The organism is Candidatus Acetatifactor stercoripullorum, assembly GCF_944382095.1.
GTDB classification, from domain to species: Bacteria; Bacillota; Clostridia; order Lachnospirales; family Lachnospiraceae; genus Acetatifactor; species Acetatifactor stercoripullorum.
Genome location: NZ_CALWMU010000038.1, coordinates 1 through 16,613 on the forward strand (window position 1 = coordinate 1; position 16,613 = coordinate 16,613).

Annotated in this window: 11 protein-coding genes, 2 tRNA genes and 1 pseudogene; all 14 read left to right on the top strand. The window is 50.9% G+C overall.

What is annotated here, in order from left to right; translation table 11 throughout:
* Window positions 1–158: 158 nt before the first annotated feature.
* On the top strand, window positions 159–1,082 hold the full coding sequence (locus tag SHK35_RS11115) for a hypothetical protein (RefSeq protein ID WP_318709802.1): 924 nt from the start codon (window positions 159–161) through the stop codon (window positions 1,080–1,082).
* A 187-nt stretch (window positions 1,083–1,269) separates the two neighbouring features.
* Complete coding sequence (locus tag SHK35_RS11120; protein WP_318709803.1) at window positions 1,270–2,457, top strand: carbamoyl phosphate synthase small subunit; 1,188 nt, start codon at window positions 1,270–1,272, stop codon at window positions 2,455–2,457.
* Between the two features lies 1 nt (window position 2,458).
* A complete protein-coding gene (gene carB / locus SHK35_RS11125; RefSeq protein ID WP_318709804.1) occupies window positions 2,459–5,653 on the top strand; it encodes a carbamoyl-phosphate synthase large subunit in 3,195 nt (1,064 codons plus the stop codon).
* A gap of 145 nt (window positions 5,654–5,798) precedes the next feature.
* Window positions 5,799–6,428: a superoxide dismutase gene (locus tag SHK35_RS11130; RefSeq protein ID WP_318709805.1), complete on the top strand. Its 630-nt coding sequence runs from the start codon at window positions 5,799–5,801 to the stop codon at window positions 6,426–6,428.
* Between the two features lie 97 nt (window positions 6,429–6,525).
* Window positions 6,526–8,064 (top strand): alpha-amylase family glycosyl hydrolase, encoded by a 1,539-nt coding sequence (locus SHK35_RS11135; protein WP_318709807.1) that lies wholly within the window; start codon window positions 6,526–6,528, stop codon window positions 8,062–8,064.
* Window positions 8,065–8,100: 36 nt separating this feature from the next.
* Window positions 8,101–8,730 (top strand): epoxyqueuosine reductase QueH, encoded by a 630-nt coding sequence (locus tag SHK35_RS11140; RefSeq protein WP_318709819.1) that lies wholly within the window; start codon window positions 8,101–8,103, stop codon window positions 8,728–8,730.
* 91 nt (window positions 8,731–8,821) lie between these two features.
* Entirely contained in the window at window positions 8,822–11,479 is a 2,658-nt protein-coding gene (locus SHK35_RS11145; RefSeq protein WP_318709808.1) for a cation-translocating P-type ATPase, read from the top strand.
* A gap of 12 nt (window positions 11,480–11,491) precedes the next feature.
* Window positions 11,492–12,790, top strand: a complete 1,299-nt coding sequence (locus SHK35_RS11150) for a TrkH family potassium uptake protein (protein ID WP_318709810.1) — start codon at window positions 11,492–11,494, stop codon at window positions 12,788–12,790.
* Window positions 12,791–12,817: 27 nt separating this feature from the next.
* A complete protein-coding gene (locus SHK35_RS11155) occupies window positions 12,818–13,489 on the top strand; it encodes a potassium channel family protein (RefSeq protein WP_318705005.1) in 672 nt (223 codons plus the stop codon).
* Between the two features lie 71 nt (window positions 13,490–13,560).
* A complete protein-coding gene (argS, locus tag SHK35_RS11160; protein WP_318709812.1) occupies window positions 13,561–15,327 on the top strand; it encodes an arginine--tRNA ligase in 1,767 nt (588 codons plus the stop codon).
* Window positions 15,328–15,581: 254 nt separating this feature from the next.
* Window positions 15,582–15,654, top strand: a tRNA-Val gene (locus SHK35_RS11165).
* A gap of 22 nt (window positions 15,655–15,676) precedes the next feature.
* Window positions 15,677–15,750: transfer RNA gene (locus SHK35_RS11170), tRNA-Met, on the top strand.
* 395 nt (window positions 15,751–16,145) lie between these two features.
* Entirely contained in the window at window positions 16,146–16,361 is a 216-nt protein-coding gene (locus SHK35_RS11175) for a hypothetical protein (protein WP_318705516.1), read from the top strand.
* Window positions 16,362–16,370: 9 nt separating this feature from the next.
* Window positions 16,371–16,475 (top strand): annotated as a pseudogene (locus SHK35_RS11180) (type II toxin-antitoxin system mRNA interferase toxin, RelE/StbE family); the annotation flags it as partial.
* Between the last annotated feature and the right edge of the window lie 138 nt (window positions 16,476–16,613).

Genomic DNA, 16,613 nt, shown 5'->3' on the forward strand with positions numbered 1-16,613 from the left:
GGCATTTTTTGAAAGTTGTGGATAACAGGATACGGCAGATTTGCCTGGTGGAGATAATTCTGCGGAAACTCAAGAAATAAAAGGGGATTGACTTGGGACAAGCGTTGCTGTATAGTTTTCTAAACGATAGAAACAGGATAAAGCTGGGAAGAATGAGGATGAAAAAAGCGTTACCTATTTTTTTGACGGCCGTATTGACGGCTTCCTTTTTGACGGCCTGCGGTGAAAGCGGTACTCCTGGGGAATCTGAAGCAGCTGCAGCACAGAGTACGGCGGAAGCGGAGTCCGGGGCTTTTGATGAGACAGCAGCCTCTGATGAGGCAACCACAGAGGGAGCTGCAGACGGAGCAACTGACGGCATTGTGTCGGAAACAGTTCCGGCTGCTTCCCTGGAAACGGTACAAGAGGCGTTTCAGCCGGATATGTCCGATCCTTTTACGGAATTTGTGTATGCTCCTTACCAGTCGGAGCATGCCTTTGAGGACATTAACAGCGCAGAGGCTGCGGATACCTATAGACTAAGCCAGGGTGTGGAAAATGAAGGCACGCAGACGCTGGAAGGAGGCGTAGAGCTGTATTTTACCGATACAGACAGCTGGGATCTGGAAACCGGAGAGAGCTATGACAGTATGTATCTGGAATTCAGGGGCACTGTGGACGGGAGCCAGATTTATACTTACTATTCCTATTCGGACACAGAGCTTGACAGCGTGGTGACTGACTTTGGGACTGTGAAGGATGCTTCCGGAGGGCTTGCGCCTGTGGGAGGCTTTGCAGATTACGCGGAGAAGTACAACTGCTTTACCATTGCGGACTTTTTCAAGGCCTTTGGCATGGAGGAGGAAGGGCTGATGACGGCTTTGGAGGAAAACGCCGTTTTATATGAAACCTCCTTTGACACGGAGCTTGGCACGGTGGAAGTGACTCTGGACGACTACACTATTAATGGTGTGAAAAACAGGGAGGCAGCTATTGATTTCCCTGACGGCTCGCCGTCACCCTGGAAGAAAATTCTGCTTTCCGAGTACGAGGATTCCATGTCCGTGCATGGCTGGACGGAGTTTTATCGGTGGTTGTACTAAGCTTGGAAATGCTTGAAAGAAAGAATGCGGTTTCGGGCCGGGCGACCGGAGGCCGTGTTCTTTTTTTGCAGCCGGGCAGCCTTTTTAAGGGAAAGCGGGGTATTGCCCGTGCATTTCTTTTGTGATATAATGAAGCGATTATGCAAAAGAACGTTTGGAAGCGCGAGAACGAAAAGAGAGGTAGAGTATGAAGGCATTTTTGGTGTTAGAGGACGGTACCGTGTTTGAGGGAACGCACATCGGCGCGGACAGGGAAGTAATCAGTGAAATTGTGTTTAACACATCCATGGCGGGATACCTGGAGGTGCTGACGGACCCTTCCTATGCAGGGCAGGCGGTCTGCATGACATACCCGCTGATCGGCAATTACGGTATCTGCAGAGAGGACATGGAATCCTTAAGGCCCTGGCCGGACGGCTTTATTGTGCGGGAGCTTTCGCGCATTCCCAGTAATTTCAGAAATGACTGTACCATTCAGGCGTTTTTGGAGGAGAACGGTGTGCCCGGCATCGCAGGAATTGACACCAGGGCGCTGACTAAGATTCTGCGGGAAAAAGGCACTATGAATGGCATGATTACCACCAATGAAAATTATTGTCTGGAAGAAATTCTTCCCAGATTGAAGGAATATACCACCGGGAAGGTGGTGGAGCGGGTAACCTGTAAGGAGAAGCATACAGTGGAGCCCACAACGGTTTTGGAGCAGAACGGTCCCTTATCCGGTGCTGCCCGTTTTGACAGAATAAGCTACGAGAGGGGCGTCAGAGAAAAAAGGCCTTCTCTGGTGCGGGAGTTAAACGGCGCAGGCCTTCGGGTGGCGCTTTTGGATCTTGGAGCGAAGGAAAATATTGCACGTTCTCTGGCCCAGAGAGGCTGTGAGGTCACTGTGTATCCGGCCCTGACACCGGCAGAGGAGATCATAGAGGGAAATTACGATGGCATTATGCTGAGCAACGGCCCCGGAGACCCCAAAGAGTGCACCTCTGTGATCAGGGAAATCAAAAAGCTTTACGATACGGAGATCCCCATTTTTGCTATCTGTCTGGGACATCAGCTTATGGCCCTTGCCACAGGAGCGGATACCCACAAAATGAAGTACGGACACAGAGGCGGCAATCATCCGGTGAAGGATCTTGCCACGGGCAAGGTGTATATTTCCTCTCAGAATCACGGTTATGTGGTGGATACGGACAAGCTGGACCCCAAGGTTGCGGTGCCTGCTTTTATCAATGTAAATGACGGTACCAATGAGGGATTGTCTTATACCAACAAGAATATTTTCACGGTACAGTTTCATCCGGAGGCTTGTCCGGGCCCTCAGGATTCCGGTTATCTGTTTGACCGGTTCATTTCTATGATGAAGGGAGAGAAGTAATATGCCAAAGAATCCAAATGTAAAACGAGTAATGGTAATCGGCTCCGGTCCTATCGTGATTGGCCAGGCAGCAGAGTTTGACTACGCGGGAACCCAGGCCTGCCGTTCCTTGAAGGAGGAGGGCGTGGAGGTTATATTGGTAAACTCCAACCCGGCCACCATCATGACGGACAAGGACATAGCGGACAAGGTATATATTGAACCTCTCACGGTAAAGGTTTTAGAGCAGATCATTGAAAAGGAAAAGCCTGACAGTATTCTGCCTACGCTGGGCGGACAGGCGGGCTTAAATCTGGGAATGGAGCTGGAGGAGTCGGGATTTTTGGCCTCCCACGGCGTAAGACTTCTGGGAACCACAGCGGCCACCATACGAAATGCCGAGGGACGTCAGGAATTTAAGGATCTGATGGAGCGTATTGGCGAGCCCTGTGCGGCATCCAAGGTGGTGGAAAACGTGCAGGACGGCATTGATTTTACCAATTCCATTGGTTATCCTGTGGTGCTTCGCCCCGCCTATACCCTGGGCGGATCGGGCGGCGGCATCGCCCATAACAGGGAGGAGCTGGAGGAAATTCTGGAGAACGGCCTCCGTCTTTCCAGAGTGGGCCAGGTGCTGGTGGAGCGCTGCATTGCCGGCTGGAAGGAAATCGAATATGAGGTGATGCGGGACAGCGCGGGCAACTGTATCACTGTATGTAATATGGAAAATATTGACCCGGTGGGCGTACATACGGGAGACAGCATTGTGGTGGCGCCTTCCCAGACCTTAAGCGATAAGGAATACCAGATGCTTCGAAGCTCTGCGCTGAATATTATCAATGAGCTGGAGATTACCGGAGGCTGTAATGTGCAGTTTGCGCTGCATCCCACCAGCTTTGAGTACTGCGTTATCGAGGTAAATCCCCGGGTGAGCCGTTCCTCCGCTCTGGCCTCCAAGGCTACGGGATACCCCATCGCCAAGGTGGCGGCCAAGATCGCGCTGGGCTACACCCTGGATGAGATCAAGAATGCAATTACCCACAAAACCTACGCAAGCTTTGAGCCTGCCCTGGATTACTGTGTGGTAAAGATTCCCCGTCTGCCCTTTGACAAATTTATCACTGCAAAGCGGACGCTGACCACCCAGATGAAGGCCACCGGCGAGGTGATGAGCATCTGCAATAATTTTGAAGGCGCGCTGATGAAGGCTATCCGCTCTCTGGAGCAGCATGTGGACTGTCTGTTGAGCTATGATTTCAGCGCTCTTTCCTACGAGGAGATCAAGGAGCGTCTGAAAATAGTGGACGATCAGCGCATCTATGTGATTGCGGAGGCCATCAGAAAGGGCGTAAGCTATGAAGAGATCCATGAGATCACTATGATCGATATCTGGTTCATCGATAAGATAGCGATTCTGGTGGAGATGGAGCAGGCGCTGAAGAAGGGGCCCCTTACTGTGGAGCTTTTAAAGGAGGCAAAGCGCATTGAATTCCCTGATAATGTGATTTCCAGGCTTACGGGCATTTCTGAGGCAGAGATCAAACAGATGCGCTATGAAAACGGCATTGTGGCCGTGTATAAAATGGTGGATACCTGCGCGGCGGAATTTGCGGCTTCCACGCCCTATTACTATTCCGTGTACGGGGGAGAGAGCGAAGCGGTGGAAACAAGCGGCCGCAAGAAGGTTTTGGTGCTGGGCTCCGGCCCCATCCGCATCGGACAGGGAATCGAATTTGATTACTGTTCTGTTCATGCCACCTGGGCTTTTTCCAAGGCCGGCTATGAGACTATTATCATCAACAATAACCCGGAGACTGTGAGTACGGACTTCGACATTGCGGATAAGCTGTATTTTGAACCCCTGACTGCGGAGGATGTAGAGTCCATTGTCAACATAGAGAAGCCGGACGGGGCTGTGGTGCAGTTCGGCGGACAGACGGCCATCAAGCTGACGGAAAGCCTGATGAAAATGGGCGTACCCATTTTGGGAACAAAGGCAGAGGACGTGGACGCTGCCGAGGACAGGGAGCTGTTTGATAAGATTCTGGAGGAGACGCAGATTCCAAGAGCTGCCGGGGGAACCGTGTATACTGCAGAGGAAGCAAAGGCTGTGGCAAACCGCCTGGGCTACCCTGTGCTGGTGAGGCCCTCCTATGTGCTGGGAGGCCAGGGAATGCAGATTGCCATTTCCGATGAGGAAATCGAAGAATTTATGGAGATCATCAACCGCATTGCCCAGGATCATCCCATTTTGGTGGATAAATATCTCCAGGGCAAGGAGATTGAGGTGGACGCGGTTTGCGACGGCACGGATATTTTGATTCCGGGTATTATGGAGCATGTGGAGCGCACGGGCGTGCATTCCGGGGACAGTATTTCCGTATATCCGGCGCATACCATAAACCAGGCTGTGAAGGAAAAGATTGCAGAGTATACAAGAAGGCTGGCTAAGGCGCTGCATGTAAAGGGACTGATCAACATTCAGTTTATCGCCATCGGGGATGAGGTGTATGTGATCGAGGTGAATCCCCGTTCCTCCCGTACGGTACCCTATATCAGCAAGGTAACCGGAATCCCCATTGTAGATCTGGCGGCGGAGGTAATCATCGGCAAAACCATACGAGAGCTTGGCTATGAGCCGGGCCTGCAGCCGGAGGCGGAATACTTTGCCATAAAGATGCCTGTGTTCTCCTTTGAAAAAATCCGTGGGGCGGAGATCAGCTTAGGGCCTGAAATGAAATCCACCGGAGAGTGCCTGGGAATCGCAAAGACCTTCAATGAGGCGCTGTACAAGGCGTTTTTGGGGGCGGGCGTAAATCTGCCCAAGTATAAAAATATGATCATTACCGTGAAGGATGCGGACAAGGGAGAGGCTATCGAGATCGGCAGACGATTTGAAAAGCTGGGATATACCATTTACGCCACCAGAAGCACGGCGGCCGCTTTGAATGAGGCGGGCGTGAAAGCCAGGAAGGTAAATAAGATATCCCAGGAATCCCCTACGGTAATGGATTTGATTCTGGGACATAAGATTGATCTTGTCATTGATACGCCCACTCAGGGGCGGGACAAGTCCAGGGACGGCTTTTTGATCCGCCGTACGGCAATCGAGACGGGCATTCACTGTATTACAGCCATGGATACTGCAAGAGCTCTGGTGACGAGCTTGGAGAATGCAGGCGGGGAGCTGACGCTTGTGGACATTGCCCAGATATAAGCAGTTCCGTTTCAAGGCCTGCAAAGGCTTTGAAACGGAATTTTTTATGCAGATCTGCATATACTGAGGGGGTAATGGCAGATATGCGTCCGTGCTGCATCCGCGTGTCTGCCCTCTGTAAAAGCAGCGCAGAAACGAGGAGAATATGAAAGAAGAGACGTACCCTTTTGTAGTGAGACCCCTTCCCTATGAATATGATGCCCTGTCTCCGGTGATCGACGGAGAGACCATGCACTTTCACCACGACAAGCATTATAAGACCTATGTGGATAATCTGAACAATACGCTGGCCGATTATCCGGAGCTCCAGAAAATGAGTCTTAAGGAGCTTTTGATGAGCCTGGAGAATCTTCCTGCGTCGGCCAGAACCTCTGTGCGCAATAATGGCGGAGGGGTCCACAACCATGAGCTCTATTTTGACGCCATGAAAGGTCCGGTGGGGCAGGAGCCGGTGGGGGCGCTGGCCGAAGCTGTAAAAAGAGATTTCGGCTCCTATCAGCAGTTTAAGGAACAGATGAAGCAGGCGGCAGTCACGCAGTTTGGCTCCGGCTGGGCGTGGCTTTTGACAGACGCAGAGGGAAAGCTTTCCATCCAGCAGACAGCCAATCAGGATGTGCCGGATTTGAGCCTTTACACACCCATTTTTTTAGTGGATATCTGGGAGCATGCTTATTATCTGCAGTATCAGAACCGCAGGCCGGATTATGTGGAGGGCTGGTTTGGCCTGATTAACTGGCGGAAGGCTCAGAAAAGATATGAAGAGGCGACGGCATAAAAAATTAAGAAAAAAGAGATAGCCATTCTTTGCATTCTGTGCTATTTTGTTTGTAGAAAACGATTTCTGCAGATACGGGCAGGGAAAAGAGGTTTTTATGGCGAAATGGCTTGACGATGCAATTTTTTATGAAATTTATCCCCAATCCTTCCAGGACAGCAATGGGGATGGAATCGGAGATTTCCAGGGTATCATAGAAAGACTGGATTATATCGTGGGATTGGGCTGCAACGGAATCTGGCTCAATCCCTGCTTTCAGTCTCCCTTTGGGGATGCGGGCTATGATGTGGAGGACTACTATCTGGCTGCGCCCAGATACGGCACCAACGAGGACTTACGGCGGCTTTTTAAGGAGGCCCACAAGAGGGGAATCCATGTGCTGCTGGATCTGGTTCCGGGACATACCTCTACGAAGCACAGATGGTTTCAGGAATCTATGAAGGCAGAGAAAAATCCCTATACGGACCGCTACATTTGGACGGACGATATCTGGGAATCCCCGGAGGGGATGGGCTGTATCCGGGGAATATCGGACAGAAGCGGTTCCTGTGTGGTAAACTTCTTTTCCCATCAGCCGGCATTGAATTACGGATATTATGAGAGAAACCGTCCCTGGCAGCAGTCTCCGGAGGAGGAAGGCCCAAGAGCCACTCTGGAGGAAATGAAGAATGTGATGCGCTTCTGGCTGGGCATGGGCTGCGACGGCTTCCGGGTAGATATGGCGGGCTCCCTTGTGAAAAATGATCCTGAGGGAAAGGGAACCATCGCGCTGTGGCAGAAGGTAAGAGCCTTCTTAGACCAGGAATATCCGGAGGCGGTATTGATTTCTGAATGGGGAGAGCCGGAAAAGTCTCTGGCAGGGGGCTTTCACATGGATTTCCTGCTGCAGTTTGGACCCTCTCACTACAATGATTTGTTCCGCTGTGAGGAACCCTTCTTTTCCAAAAGAGGAAAAGGAGATGCCTCCGCATTTGTAAAGCGGTATGAAGAGAGCCGTGAAAAGACAAAGGGAAAGGGATTCATCTGCATTCCCTCCGGCAATCATGATATGGACAGGCTGGCAAGACGCCTGAAGGGGGATGAGTTAAAAATTGCCTTTGCCTTTCTGTTTTCCATGCCCGGGGCTCCCTTTGTGTATTACGGAGATGAAATCGGTATGCGGTTTGTGGAGGGGCTGCGTTCCGTGGAGGGCGGCTATCAAAGAACGGGCTCCCGTTCTCCCATGCAGTGGGATAAGAGCACCAACGCAGGCTTCAGCTCTGCGCCAAAGGAGCTTTTGTATATTCCCCTGGATGAGTCTGCGGAACGGCCGGATGTGGAAAGCCAGATGGAAAGGGAGGATTCCCTTTATCAGGAGGTGCGCAGGCTGATCGCTTTGCGGAAAGCCCATCCTGCGCTGCAAAATGGCGGCGGCATTGAATTTGTGTACGCTCCTCAAAACGAGTATCCCCTGGCCTATGTGAGAAGCGCAGGGGAGGAGAGCCTGCTTGTTATTTTAAATCCTGCGGAAAGAGAAATCGTGTTTGAATGCGGCTGCAGACTTAAGGAGACGGTGTACAGCTTTGGAAAGGAAGCTGAAAACTGTGGGGAAGGCATCAGAGTTTCCCCGTGCTCTGCGGGCATTTACAGAATATAGACCGGATGGATGGCCGCAGTGAAAAAGGACGGAACAATGAATCAGGTAAATTACCAGAAAGAATTGGAAAAAATACTGGAGCGCATAGACAGGGAGGGAAAGGTTCCCTCCCTGCTGCTGCACAGCTGCTGCGCCCCCTGCAGCAGCTATGTGCTGGAGTATCTCTGCTCCCGTTTTTTGATAACTGTATTTTATTATAATCCCAACATCTCCATGGAGGAGGAATACAAAAAAAGGGTGGAGGAGCAAAAGCGTCTGATTGGCGCCTACAACAAAGAAAAGCGGGGCTATCCCATAGAGATTTTGGAAGGGGACTACCGGCCCCGGGATTTCTTTGACATGGCAAAGGGCTATGAGAGCTGCCCCGAAGGGGGAGAGAGATGCTTTCGATGCTTTGCGCTTCGGCTGGGAGAGACGGCAAAGAGGGCGCAGGAGGGAAGCTATGATTATTTTGGCACAACCCTGACCATAAGCCCCTTAAAAAATGCGCAGAAAATCAATGAGATCGGACAGGCTGTGTCCGAAAAATACCAGACGGCATGGCTGCCATCTGATTTTAAGAAAAAGAACGGGTACAAGCGCTCTGTGGAGTTGTCCGGCGAGTACGGCCTCTACAGACAGGATTACTGCGGCTGCGCCTTTTCCCGGGCACAAAGAGGATCTTAACTGTTCCTTAACCTGCCTTGTACTTGACGGGGCTGTTTCTCTATACTAGTATTAGGATTGTAAGTAAGCGTGTGTGTTACGGAGGAAGAAAATGGACACAAAAATTTATTTTAATCAATCGGCGGAAGATACGGCAAAGGCCCTTGGGGTGGATTTGTCTACAGGTCTGACGAAGAAGGAGGCCGATGAGCGCAGCGCGCGGTATGGCAAAAACCGGCTGGAGGGCGGAAAGGAAAAGACCATATTTCAGATGGCGCTGGAACAGCTGAAGGACTTTCTGGTGATTATTCTGATTATCGCCGCAGTGATTTCTGTGGCTCTTGGAGAAACCCTGGAGGGCGTCATTATCATCGCTATTGTGGTGCTCAACACCATACTTGGGGTTTATCAGGAAAATAAGGCGAGCAACGCCCTAAAGGCATTAAAGGAAATGGCCAGTCCCCATGCAAAGGTGCTGCGGGAGGGAAAAATCATCCAGGTGGCATCCTCGGATGTGGTTCCCGGAGACATCGCCATTTTAGAAGCGGGGGATTATATTCCGGCAGATTTACGGCTGATAGAAACGGTGAATCTCAAGATTGATGAAGCGGCTCTCACCGGGGAATCCGTGCCCGTTGAGAAGGATGCCCAGGCGCTGCTTAAGGAGGATGCGGCCTTAGGAGACCGGGTAAACTGCGCCTATATGGGAACGGTAATTACCTATGGCCGTGGAAAGGGCGTTATCACCGATATCGGCATGCAGACCCAGATGGGAAATATTGCGGGTATGCTGAGTCAGGTTCCCGACGAGTCAACCCCCCTGCAGAAAAAGCTGGACGGCCTGGGAAAGCTTTTGGGAATTGTGTGCCTTGGCATCTGCGTATTGATTTTCCTGCTGGGCCTGTGGCACGGCATGGAGCTGTTTGATATCTTTATGACCTCTGTTTCCCTGGCTGTGGCTGCAATTCCCGAGGGACTTACTGTTGTGGTGACGGTTGTCCTGGCCATGGGAATGCAGAAGATGGTAAAGTGCAACGCTATCATAAAGCGCCTTGGCGCGGTGGAGACATTGGGCAGCACAACGGTGATCTGCTCTGATAAAACGGGAACGCTGACCCAGAACAAGATGACCATTCAAAAGCTCTATGACGGAGAGAGGGTGTATCATGTCAGCGGCAGCGGCTACAGTCCCGAGGGAGCGGTGACGGATATGGACGGCCGCGAGGCCGGGGACTCGGTGAAAAAGCTGATTGAGGGAGGACTTTTGTGCAACGACGCCTCCTATCATCCAAAGGACGAGTCTATTATCGGAGACCCCACAGAGGGCGCCATGGTGGTTTTGGCTTATAAATGTTCCATGGAGAAGGACGCATGGGAGAAAAAATATCCCCGCATCCAGGAGATTCCCTTTGATTCAGACAGAAAGCTTATGTCCACCTTCCACAAGATAGACGGACAGATTGTGATGTACACAAAGGGAGCCCCGGATGAGCTTCTGCGCCGGTGCGAAAAAATAGAGATCGGAGGAGAGGCCGTTTCTTTGGACGACCAGAAGCGGGAGGAAATCTTAGCCCAGAATCAGCGGTTTGCGGAGGCGGCTCTTCGGGTCATCGGCGTTGCCTATCGTGTGACAGACCGGGCGGAGGCTTCTCTGGAAATGGAGGATCACTTGACCTTTGTAGGCCTCATGGGCATGATCGATCCGCCCAGGGAGGAGGCAAGGGATGCGGTAGCCGTATGTAAGAGAGCTGGCATCCAGGTAAAAATGATCACCGGCGACCACAAGATTACGGCAAGCGCCATCGGCAGACAGCTTGGAATTGAAACGGACCGCACCGTAGAGGGAAGGGAAATCTCCCAGATGAGCGACGATGAGCTGCGCCAGTGCGTGAAAAAGACCAACATTTTTGCCAGGGTATCCCCGGAGCACAAGGTGCGTCTGGTGGATGCGGTTCGGGCAGACGGAAATATTGCGGCAATGACCGGCGACGGCGTAAACGATGCGCCTTCCTTAAAGCATGCCGATATCGGTATTGCCATGGGCATTACGGGGACAGACGTGTCCAAGGAAGCGGCGGACATGATATTAACCGACGACAATTTTGCCAGCATTGTGCGGGCAGTTGCGGAGGGACGCACCATTTACAGCAATATCCGCAAGGTGGTGGGATTTTTGCTCTCCTGCAACATTGGGGAAATTCTGGTGATTTTATTTGCCATGCTCTTTGATCTTCCAGTTCCCCTAGTGGCAATCCAGCTGCTTTCCATCAACCTGATCACAGATGCCTTTCCTGCCTTTGCCCTGGGAATGGAGAAGGAGGAGCCCGGGGTTATGGAGCGAAAGCCCAGAGACCCGGCAGAGCCCATTGTGAACAAAAAAATGGCGGTGGCGGTGATGATTCAGAGCCTTGCCCTTGCGGCGGGAACCCTTGGCTCCTTCCTCTATGGACTTTATGTGCACGATTCCCTGGACGTTGCCAGAAGCGCCTGCTTCTTTACCATTGTCCTGGGAGAGCTGCTTCGGGCTTATTCCGCCCGCTCTGAGACTGTCTCTGTCTTTCGGATGAAGGTGTTTGAAAACGGATATCTGAATAAGTGTGTGCTTGCATCTGTCGCGTTTATGGCAGCCAGCATTTATGTGCCGTTTTTGAACCCCGTGTTCAGTACTGTGCCGTTAACCGTTGACGAGCTTTTGGCAGCGCTTCTTTTTGCGTTCCTGCCTATGCTTGGCGGCGAGCTGGCTAAGCTGATGCAGAAAAAATTGAAATAGGGGTAGCTTTGTATGTTTAAGATGATTAAAAAGCAGTCCCCCGGACGCATTATTGCCCTGGGGTTTGCCTTTGTGATTCTGCTGGGATCGGGGCTTTTGATGCTCCCCTGCAGTATTCAGGACGGTGTAAAGGTGCGTTATATTGACGCGCTCTACACCTCCACCAGCGCGGTGTGCGTTACGGGCCTGATCGCGATTGACGCAGGAGATACCTTTACGCCGCTGGGACAGTTTTTCCTGGGGGCGCTGATCCAGATCGGGGGCTTGGGCGTGACGGCTGTGGGGGCCGGTATCATTCTGGCCATGGGAAGAAGGGTGAATCTAAAGGGGAGAAGTATTATCAGGGAGGCTATGAACCTGGATTCCGGGCGGGGGCTGGTCCGGTTTGTGAAGAGCATTTTCGTGCTGACCCTGCTTTTTGAGGGAGCGGGCGCATTGCTCAGCTTTCTCGTGTTTGTACAGGATTATCCGCCCCTGAAGGCCCTTGGAATCAGCCTGTTCCATTCCGTTGCGGCTTTTAACAATTCTGGTTTCGATATACTGGGTAATTTTCAGAATCTGATTCCCTACCGGGATAACGTGATGCTGAATTTGGTGACCTGCGGTCTGATTTTTTTTGGAGGAATCGGCTTTTTGGTGATTCAGGAGATGTGGGTGAAGAAATTCCGCTGGAAAAAATTCTCCATGCACGCCAAGGTGGTGCTGTCCATGAGCGCCGCGCTGATTGTCATCGGAACGGTTTTGATCAAGCTGACAGAGGAGGTTACCTGGCTGGGGGCGTTCTTTCACAGCGTTTCTGCCAGAACCGCAGGCTTTTCCACATATCCCCTGGGAACCTTTTCCAACGCGGGGCTTTTGGTGCTTACCGCGCTTATGTTTATCGGCGCATCCCCGGGCTCCACAGGGGGCGGCATTAAGACCAGCACGTTTTTCGTGCTGCTGCAGGGAATCAAATCGGCGGCTACCAATCGGGCTGAAAAAGGCTTTTGCTTTGCAATTCCGGTTAATGCCTTCCGTAAGGCCTCGGTAATCACCTTGATTGCCGGAATGGTAGTCCTTACGGGTACTTATCTAATGGTCATCATGGAGCCGGAGGTCTCTTTGATGGAGGCGCTGTTTGAAATTACCAGCGCATTCGGAACGGTGGGGTTATCCACAGGGATTACCCCTGACTTAAGTGACGGCAGTAAATTTTTATCAATCCTGATTATGTATATCGGCAGGCTCGGGCCGCTGACCATTGCCTCCCTGTGGTATTTCGCCAAGGGAGAGAGAGTCAGCTATCCAGAGGGTAATATTGCGATTGGTTAATTGAAAGAGGATGGGAGTATGTTTGGTATGTTTAAGAAAAAAGAGATAGCCTACGGCATTATAGGACTTGGACGGTTTGGGTATGCCCTCGCTACAGAGCTTACCGCTTCCGGCGCGGAAATCCTGGTGCTGGATAAAAATGAGGAAAAAATCCGGGAGATGCGGGAACTTACGGAAAATGCCTTTGTGGTGAGAAATCTGGATAAGAATACCCTGATGGAAACGGGAATCCAGAATTGTGACGTGGCCATTGTGTGTATCGGCGAACAGATTGCCACATCCATTCTGACCACGTTAAATCTGGTAGGGCTTGGGATACCCAAGGTGGTTTCCAAAGCAACCAGCATGGAGCACGGTGAAATCTTAAAAAAGCTTGGGGCGGAGGTGGTTTACCCGGAGCAGGACATGGCGGTGCGTCTGGCACACAGGCTTGAGACATCCAAGGTTCTGGATTATATCCAGCTGAGCGAAAGGCTCAATATATCCAAGATGGCAGTGCCGGCGGGCATCATTGGGAAAACGGTGCTGGAGGTGGATCTGAGGGGGCGTTTCGGACTAAATATCATTGCCGTAGAGAACGCAGGAGGACTGGTTGACAGCGTAAAGCCTGAGTACACCTTCAGGGAAGGGGATATTCTTTTTGTGGCAGGAGGAACGGAGGGCTTCAGCGAGCTGGCGGCCTGGGTGGAAAATGATTGAGCATTTCCCTATTGCGGGATGGCAAAAATTACGCTATAGTAAACATATTATGTTTGATTTGGAGGATGCTCATGAAAAAAATTTTGGATATGCTGACAGAGGAGATGCAGAAGGCATTTCAGGCAGCCGGCTATGACGGCAGCCTGGGAAGAGTGACTCTTTCCAACCGTCCGGATTTGTGTGAATACCAGTGCAACGGCGCCATGGCCGGAGCGAAGCAGTACAAAAAGGCTCCCATCGCCATTGCGAATGAGGTTGCAAAGCAGCTTGCGGACAGTAGTGTGTTTCAGGAGGCGCAGGCAGCAGCTCCGGGCTTTTTGAATCTAAAGATTACGGAAAGCTTTCTGTTAAGCTATCTGAAGGATATGGAGGCAGACCCCAAATTTGGCCTTGCTATGCCTGGGAAGCCGAAGAAAATTATTATTGATTACGGCGGAGCCAATGTGGCAAAGCCTCTTCATGTGGGACATCTCAGGTCTGCGGTGATCGGCGAGAGCATCAAGCGTATCTGCCGTTATGCAGGACATGAGGTGATCGGAGACGTGCATCTGGGAGACTGGGGCCTGCAGATGGGCCTTATTATCACATGGCTTGAGGAAGAGGAACCCAATCTGGTGTATTTTGACGAAAACTACCAGGGAGAGTATCCCGCAGAGCCGCCCTTTACCATAACACAGCTGGCACAGATTTACCCGGCGGCCAGCGCCAAATCAAAAGAGGACCCGGACTACAAGGCAAGGGCCATGGAGGCCACCTATAAGCTGCAGAAGGGTGTGCGGGGCTACAGGGCGCTGTGGCGTCATATTATGGATGTTTCCATTGCAGACCTGAAGAAAAATTACAGCAGCCTGAATGTGGAATTTGACCTGTGGAAGGGCGAGAGCGATGTGCAGGATTTGATTCCGGATATGGTGGAGTACATGAAGGAGGAGGGCTATGCCCACGAGAGCGAGGGCGCTTTGGTGGTGGATGTGAAGGAGGAGACGGACACCAAGGAAATACCTCCCTGTATGATCTTAAAGTCGGACGGAGCCTCCCTCTACAATACCACGGACCTGGCCACTATTTTGGAGCGCAGAAACCTTTATCACCCGGATATGATGATCTACGTGGTGGACAAGCGCCAGGACCTGTACTTTGAACAGGTATTCCGCTGTGCCCGCAAGACGAAGCTGGTAGGACCGGAGACGGAGTTGAAATTTTTAGGCTTCGGCACTATGAACGGCAAGGACGGAAAGCCCTTTAAGACCAGGGAGGGCGGCGTAATGCGTCTGGAGGAGCTGGTTCGGGATACCAAGGAAGAAATGTATAAAAAGATCAGGGAAGGACGTGACATGCCGGAAGAGGAGGCAAGGCAGGCAGCGGATATGGTTGCGGTTTCCGCTCTGAAATATGGCGATCTTTCCAATCAGGCATCCAAGGATTATGTGTTTGACATGGAGCGCTTTACCTCCTTTGAGGGGGATACGGGCCCGTATATTTTGTATACCATCGTGCGTATCAAGTCCATACTGAGCAAGTACAAGGAGCAGGGCGGGAATCTGGCGGAGACCTCGCTGAGGGAGGCCGAAAACGCTGCGGAAAAGGCGCTGATGATGCAGCTTGCCGGTTTTAACGCCATGATGCAGGCCGCCTGCCAGGAGACGGCGCCCCACAAGGTTTGCGCTTATATTTATGACCTGGCCAATGATTTTAACCATTTTTATCATGAGACAAAGATACTGGGCGAGGAGGACGAAACCAAAAAAGAGGGGCTGATCGCTCTTTTGGTGCTCACAAGAGACATCCTGGAAACCTGTATTGATGTTCTGGGCTTCAGCGCGCCTGAGAGAATGTAGGTAATAATTCAGCCATAAGCTGTATGACAAGCAAATCATGCTTGCATGAAGTTGCTTGTTGTGCAGCTTATGAGCGGAGCGCCCGATAATGAGCAAAGGCAGCTGCAAAACAGCGAAAAAGCGCCTTGGCGCGGCTTTGCGAATGGCGCGGGCTGAATAGTTACAGCTTTTTTGCAAAAAATGAAAAAAGCTGTTGACAAAAAAAACCACACATTGTACAATCATAAAGTCGGTTGCAGAAGCAGCCGACAGATGGAATCTTAGCTCAGCTGGGAGAGCATCTGCCTTACAAGCAGAGGGTCATAGGTTCGAGCCCTATAGGTTCCACTCCGGTGAAGGCCGGTTATATGGCGAGATAGCTCAGCTGGCTAGAGCATGCGGTTCATACCCGCAGTGTCGAGGGTTCAAGTCCCCCTCTCGCTATTTAAAGATTTTTCGTGAAAAGCCGTGGAATCCTTGATTTTATCGGCTTTTTTCTATGTTTGAAATTGCTGTTTTTTTAGAAAGAAAAACATGAGGTAATCAAGAAGGTAATCAAAACTAAAAATACACAGGAAAGGAGAATCCCATGCAAGTGCTGCTAAAGATAAATCGACCACAAATCGGTTTATTTTTGGGCAAAAAATTCTTTGAAAATCTCGGTAAATGATTTTGATACCCTCTGTCTATTAAGGGCGCTTGCGGACCTTGACAGATTGGAAAATTTAGTGGAAATAGAGCTAGAACAATCAAAATAGACGGAAAATTTTTCGGATGTTCCGTTTATGAATTAGTGATACTGTGAATATTATATGTACATGAAAGAGAGGTATAATATTATGAGTGATAGAGAAAAAGCAATGCAATTATTAGATGCCGTACCAGATTACAAAATCGGATATGTTGTGGCATATTTGCAGGGTGTGACAGCAGGAGAGGATGAACCGAACGCCGAAACAATAGCAGCATTTGCTGAGGGCGATAAAATTCTTACAGAAGGAACAGGGCAGAGATACACCAATACAAAGGATTTATTTGCGGATTTGGAGGAATAAAGATGTAAAAGAGAATGCCATATATTGCCGGATTGGCTGCTTGTGTATCGTGTAGAGGGTAACGAATTAATATTATACAGAACCGGAACACATTCCGACTTGTTCGGTAAATAGACTTTTGACAGATTTAATTTAATATAAAGGGTGTGTGGCAGCCAGAAGCCTTGACCACATACAGCGGCCCTGTAACAGGCAGAACAAAGAGCAATGCAGGCTCCAGTGTTAGCCGGTATCCACTCCGGTAATACTGGA

What these genes read in the sequence shown, in the direction of transcription:
- SHK35_RS11140 (WP_318709819.1), top strand. Translation starts at nt 8,101, where the DNA reads ATGAATCAGGTAAATTACCAGAAAGAATTGGAAAAAATACTGGAGCGC.
- SHK35_RS11115 (WP_318709802.1), top strand. Translation starts at nt 159, where the DNA reads ATGAAAAAAGCGTTACCTATTTTTTTGACGGCCGTATTGACGGCTTCC.
- SHK35_RS11120 (WP_318709803.1), top strand. Translation starts at nt 1,270, where the DNA reads ATGAAGGCATTTTTGGTGTTAGAGGACGGTACCGTGTTTGAGGGAACG.
- SHK35_RS11175 (WP_318705516.1), top strand. Translation starts at nt 16,146, where the DNA reads ATGAGTGATAGAGAAAAAGCAATGCAATTATTAGATGCCGTACCAGAT.
- argS (WP_318709812.1), top strand. Translation starts at nt 13,561, where the DNA reads ATGAAAAAAATTTTGGATATGCTGACAGAGGAGATGCAGAAGGCATTT.
- SHK35_RS11155 (WP_318705005.1), top strand. Translation starts at nt 12,818, where the DNA reads ATGTTTAAGAAAAAAGAGATAGCCTACGGCATTATAGGACTTGGACGG.
- SHK35_RS11130 (WP_318709805.1), top strand. Translation starts at nt 5,799, where the DNA reads ATGAAAGAAGAGACGTACCCTTTTGTAGTGAGACCCCTTCCCTATGAA.
- SHK35_RS11135 (WP_318709807.1), top strand. Translation starts at nt 6,526, where the DNA reads ATGGCGAAATGGCTTGACGATGCAATTTTTTATGAAATTTATCCCCAA.
- carB (WP_318709804.1), top strand. Translation starts at nt 2,459, where the DNA reads ATGCCAAAGAATCCAAATGTAAAACGAGTAATGGTAATCGGCTCCGGT.
- SHK35_RS11150 (WP_318709810.1), top strand. Translation starts at nt 11,492, where the DNA reads ATGTTTAAGATGATTAAAAAGCAGTCCCCCGGACGCATTATTGCCCTG.
- SHK35_RS11145 (WP_318709808.1), top strand. Translation starts at nt 8,822, where the DNA reads ATGGACACAAAAATTTATTTTAATCAATCGGCGGAAGATACGGCAAAG.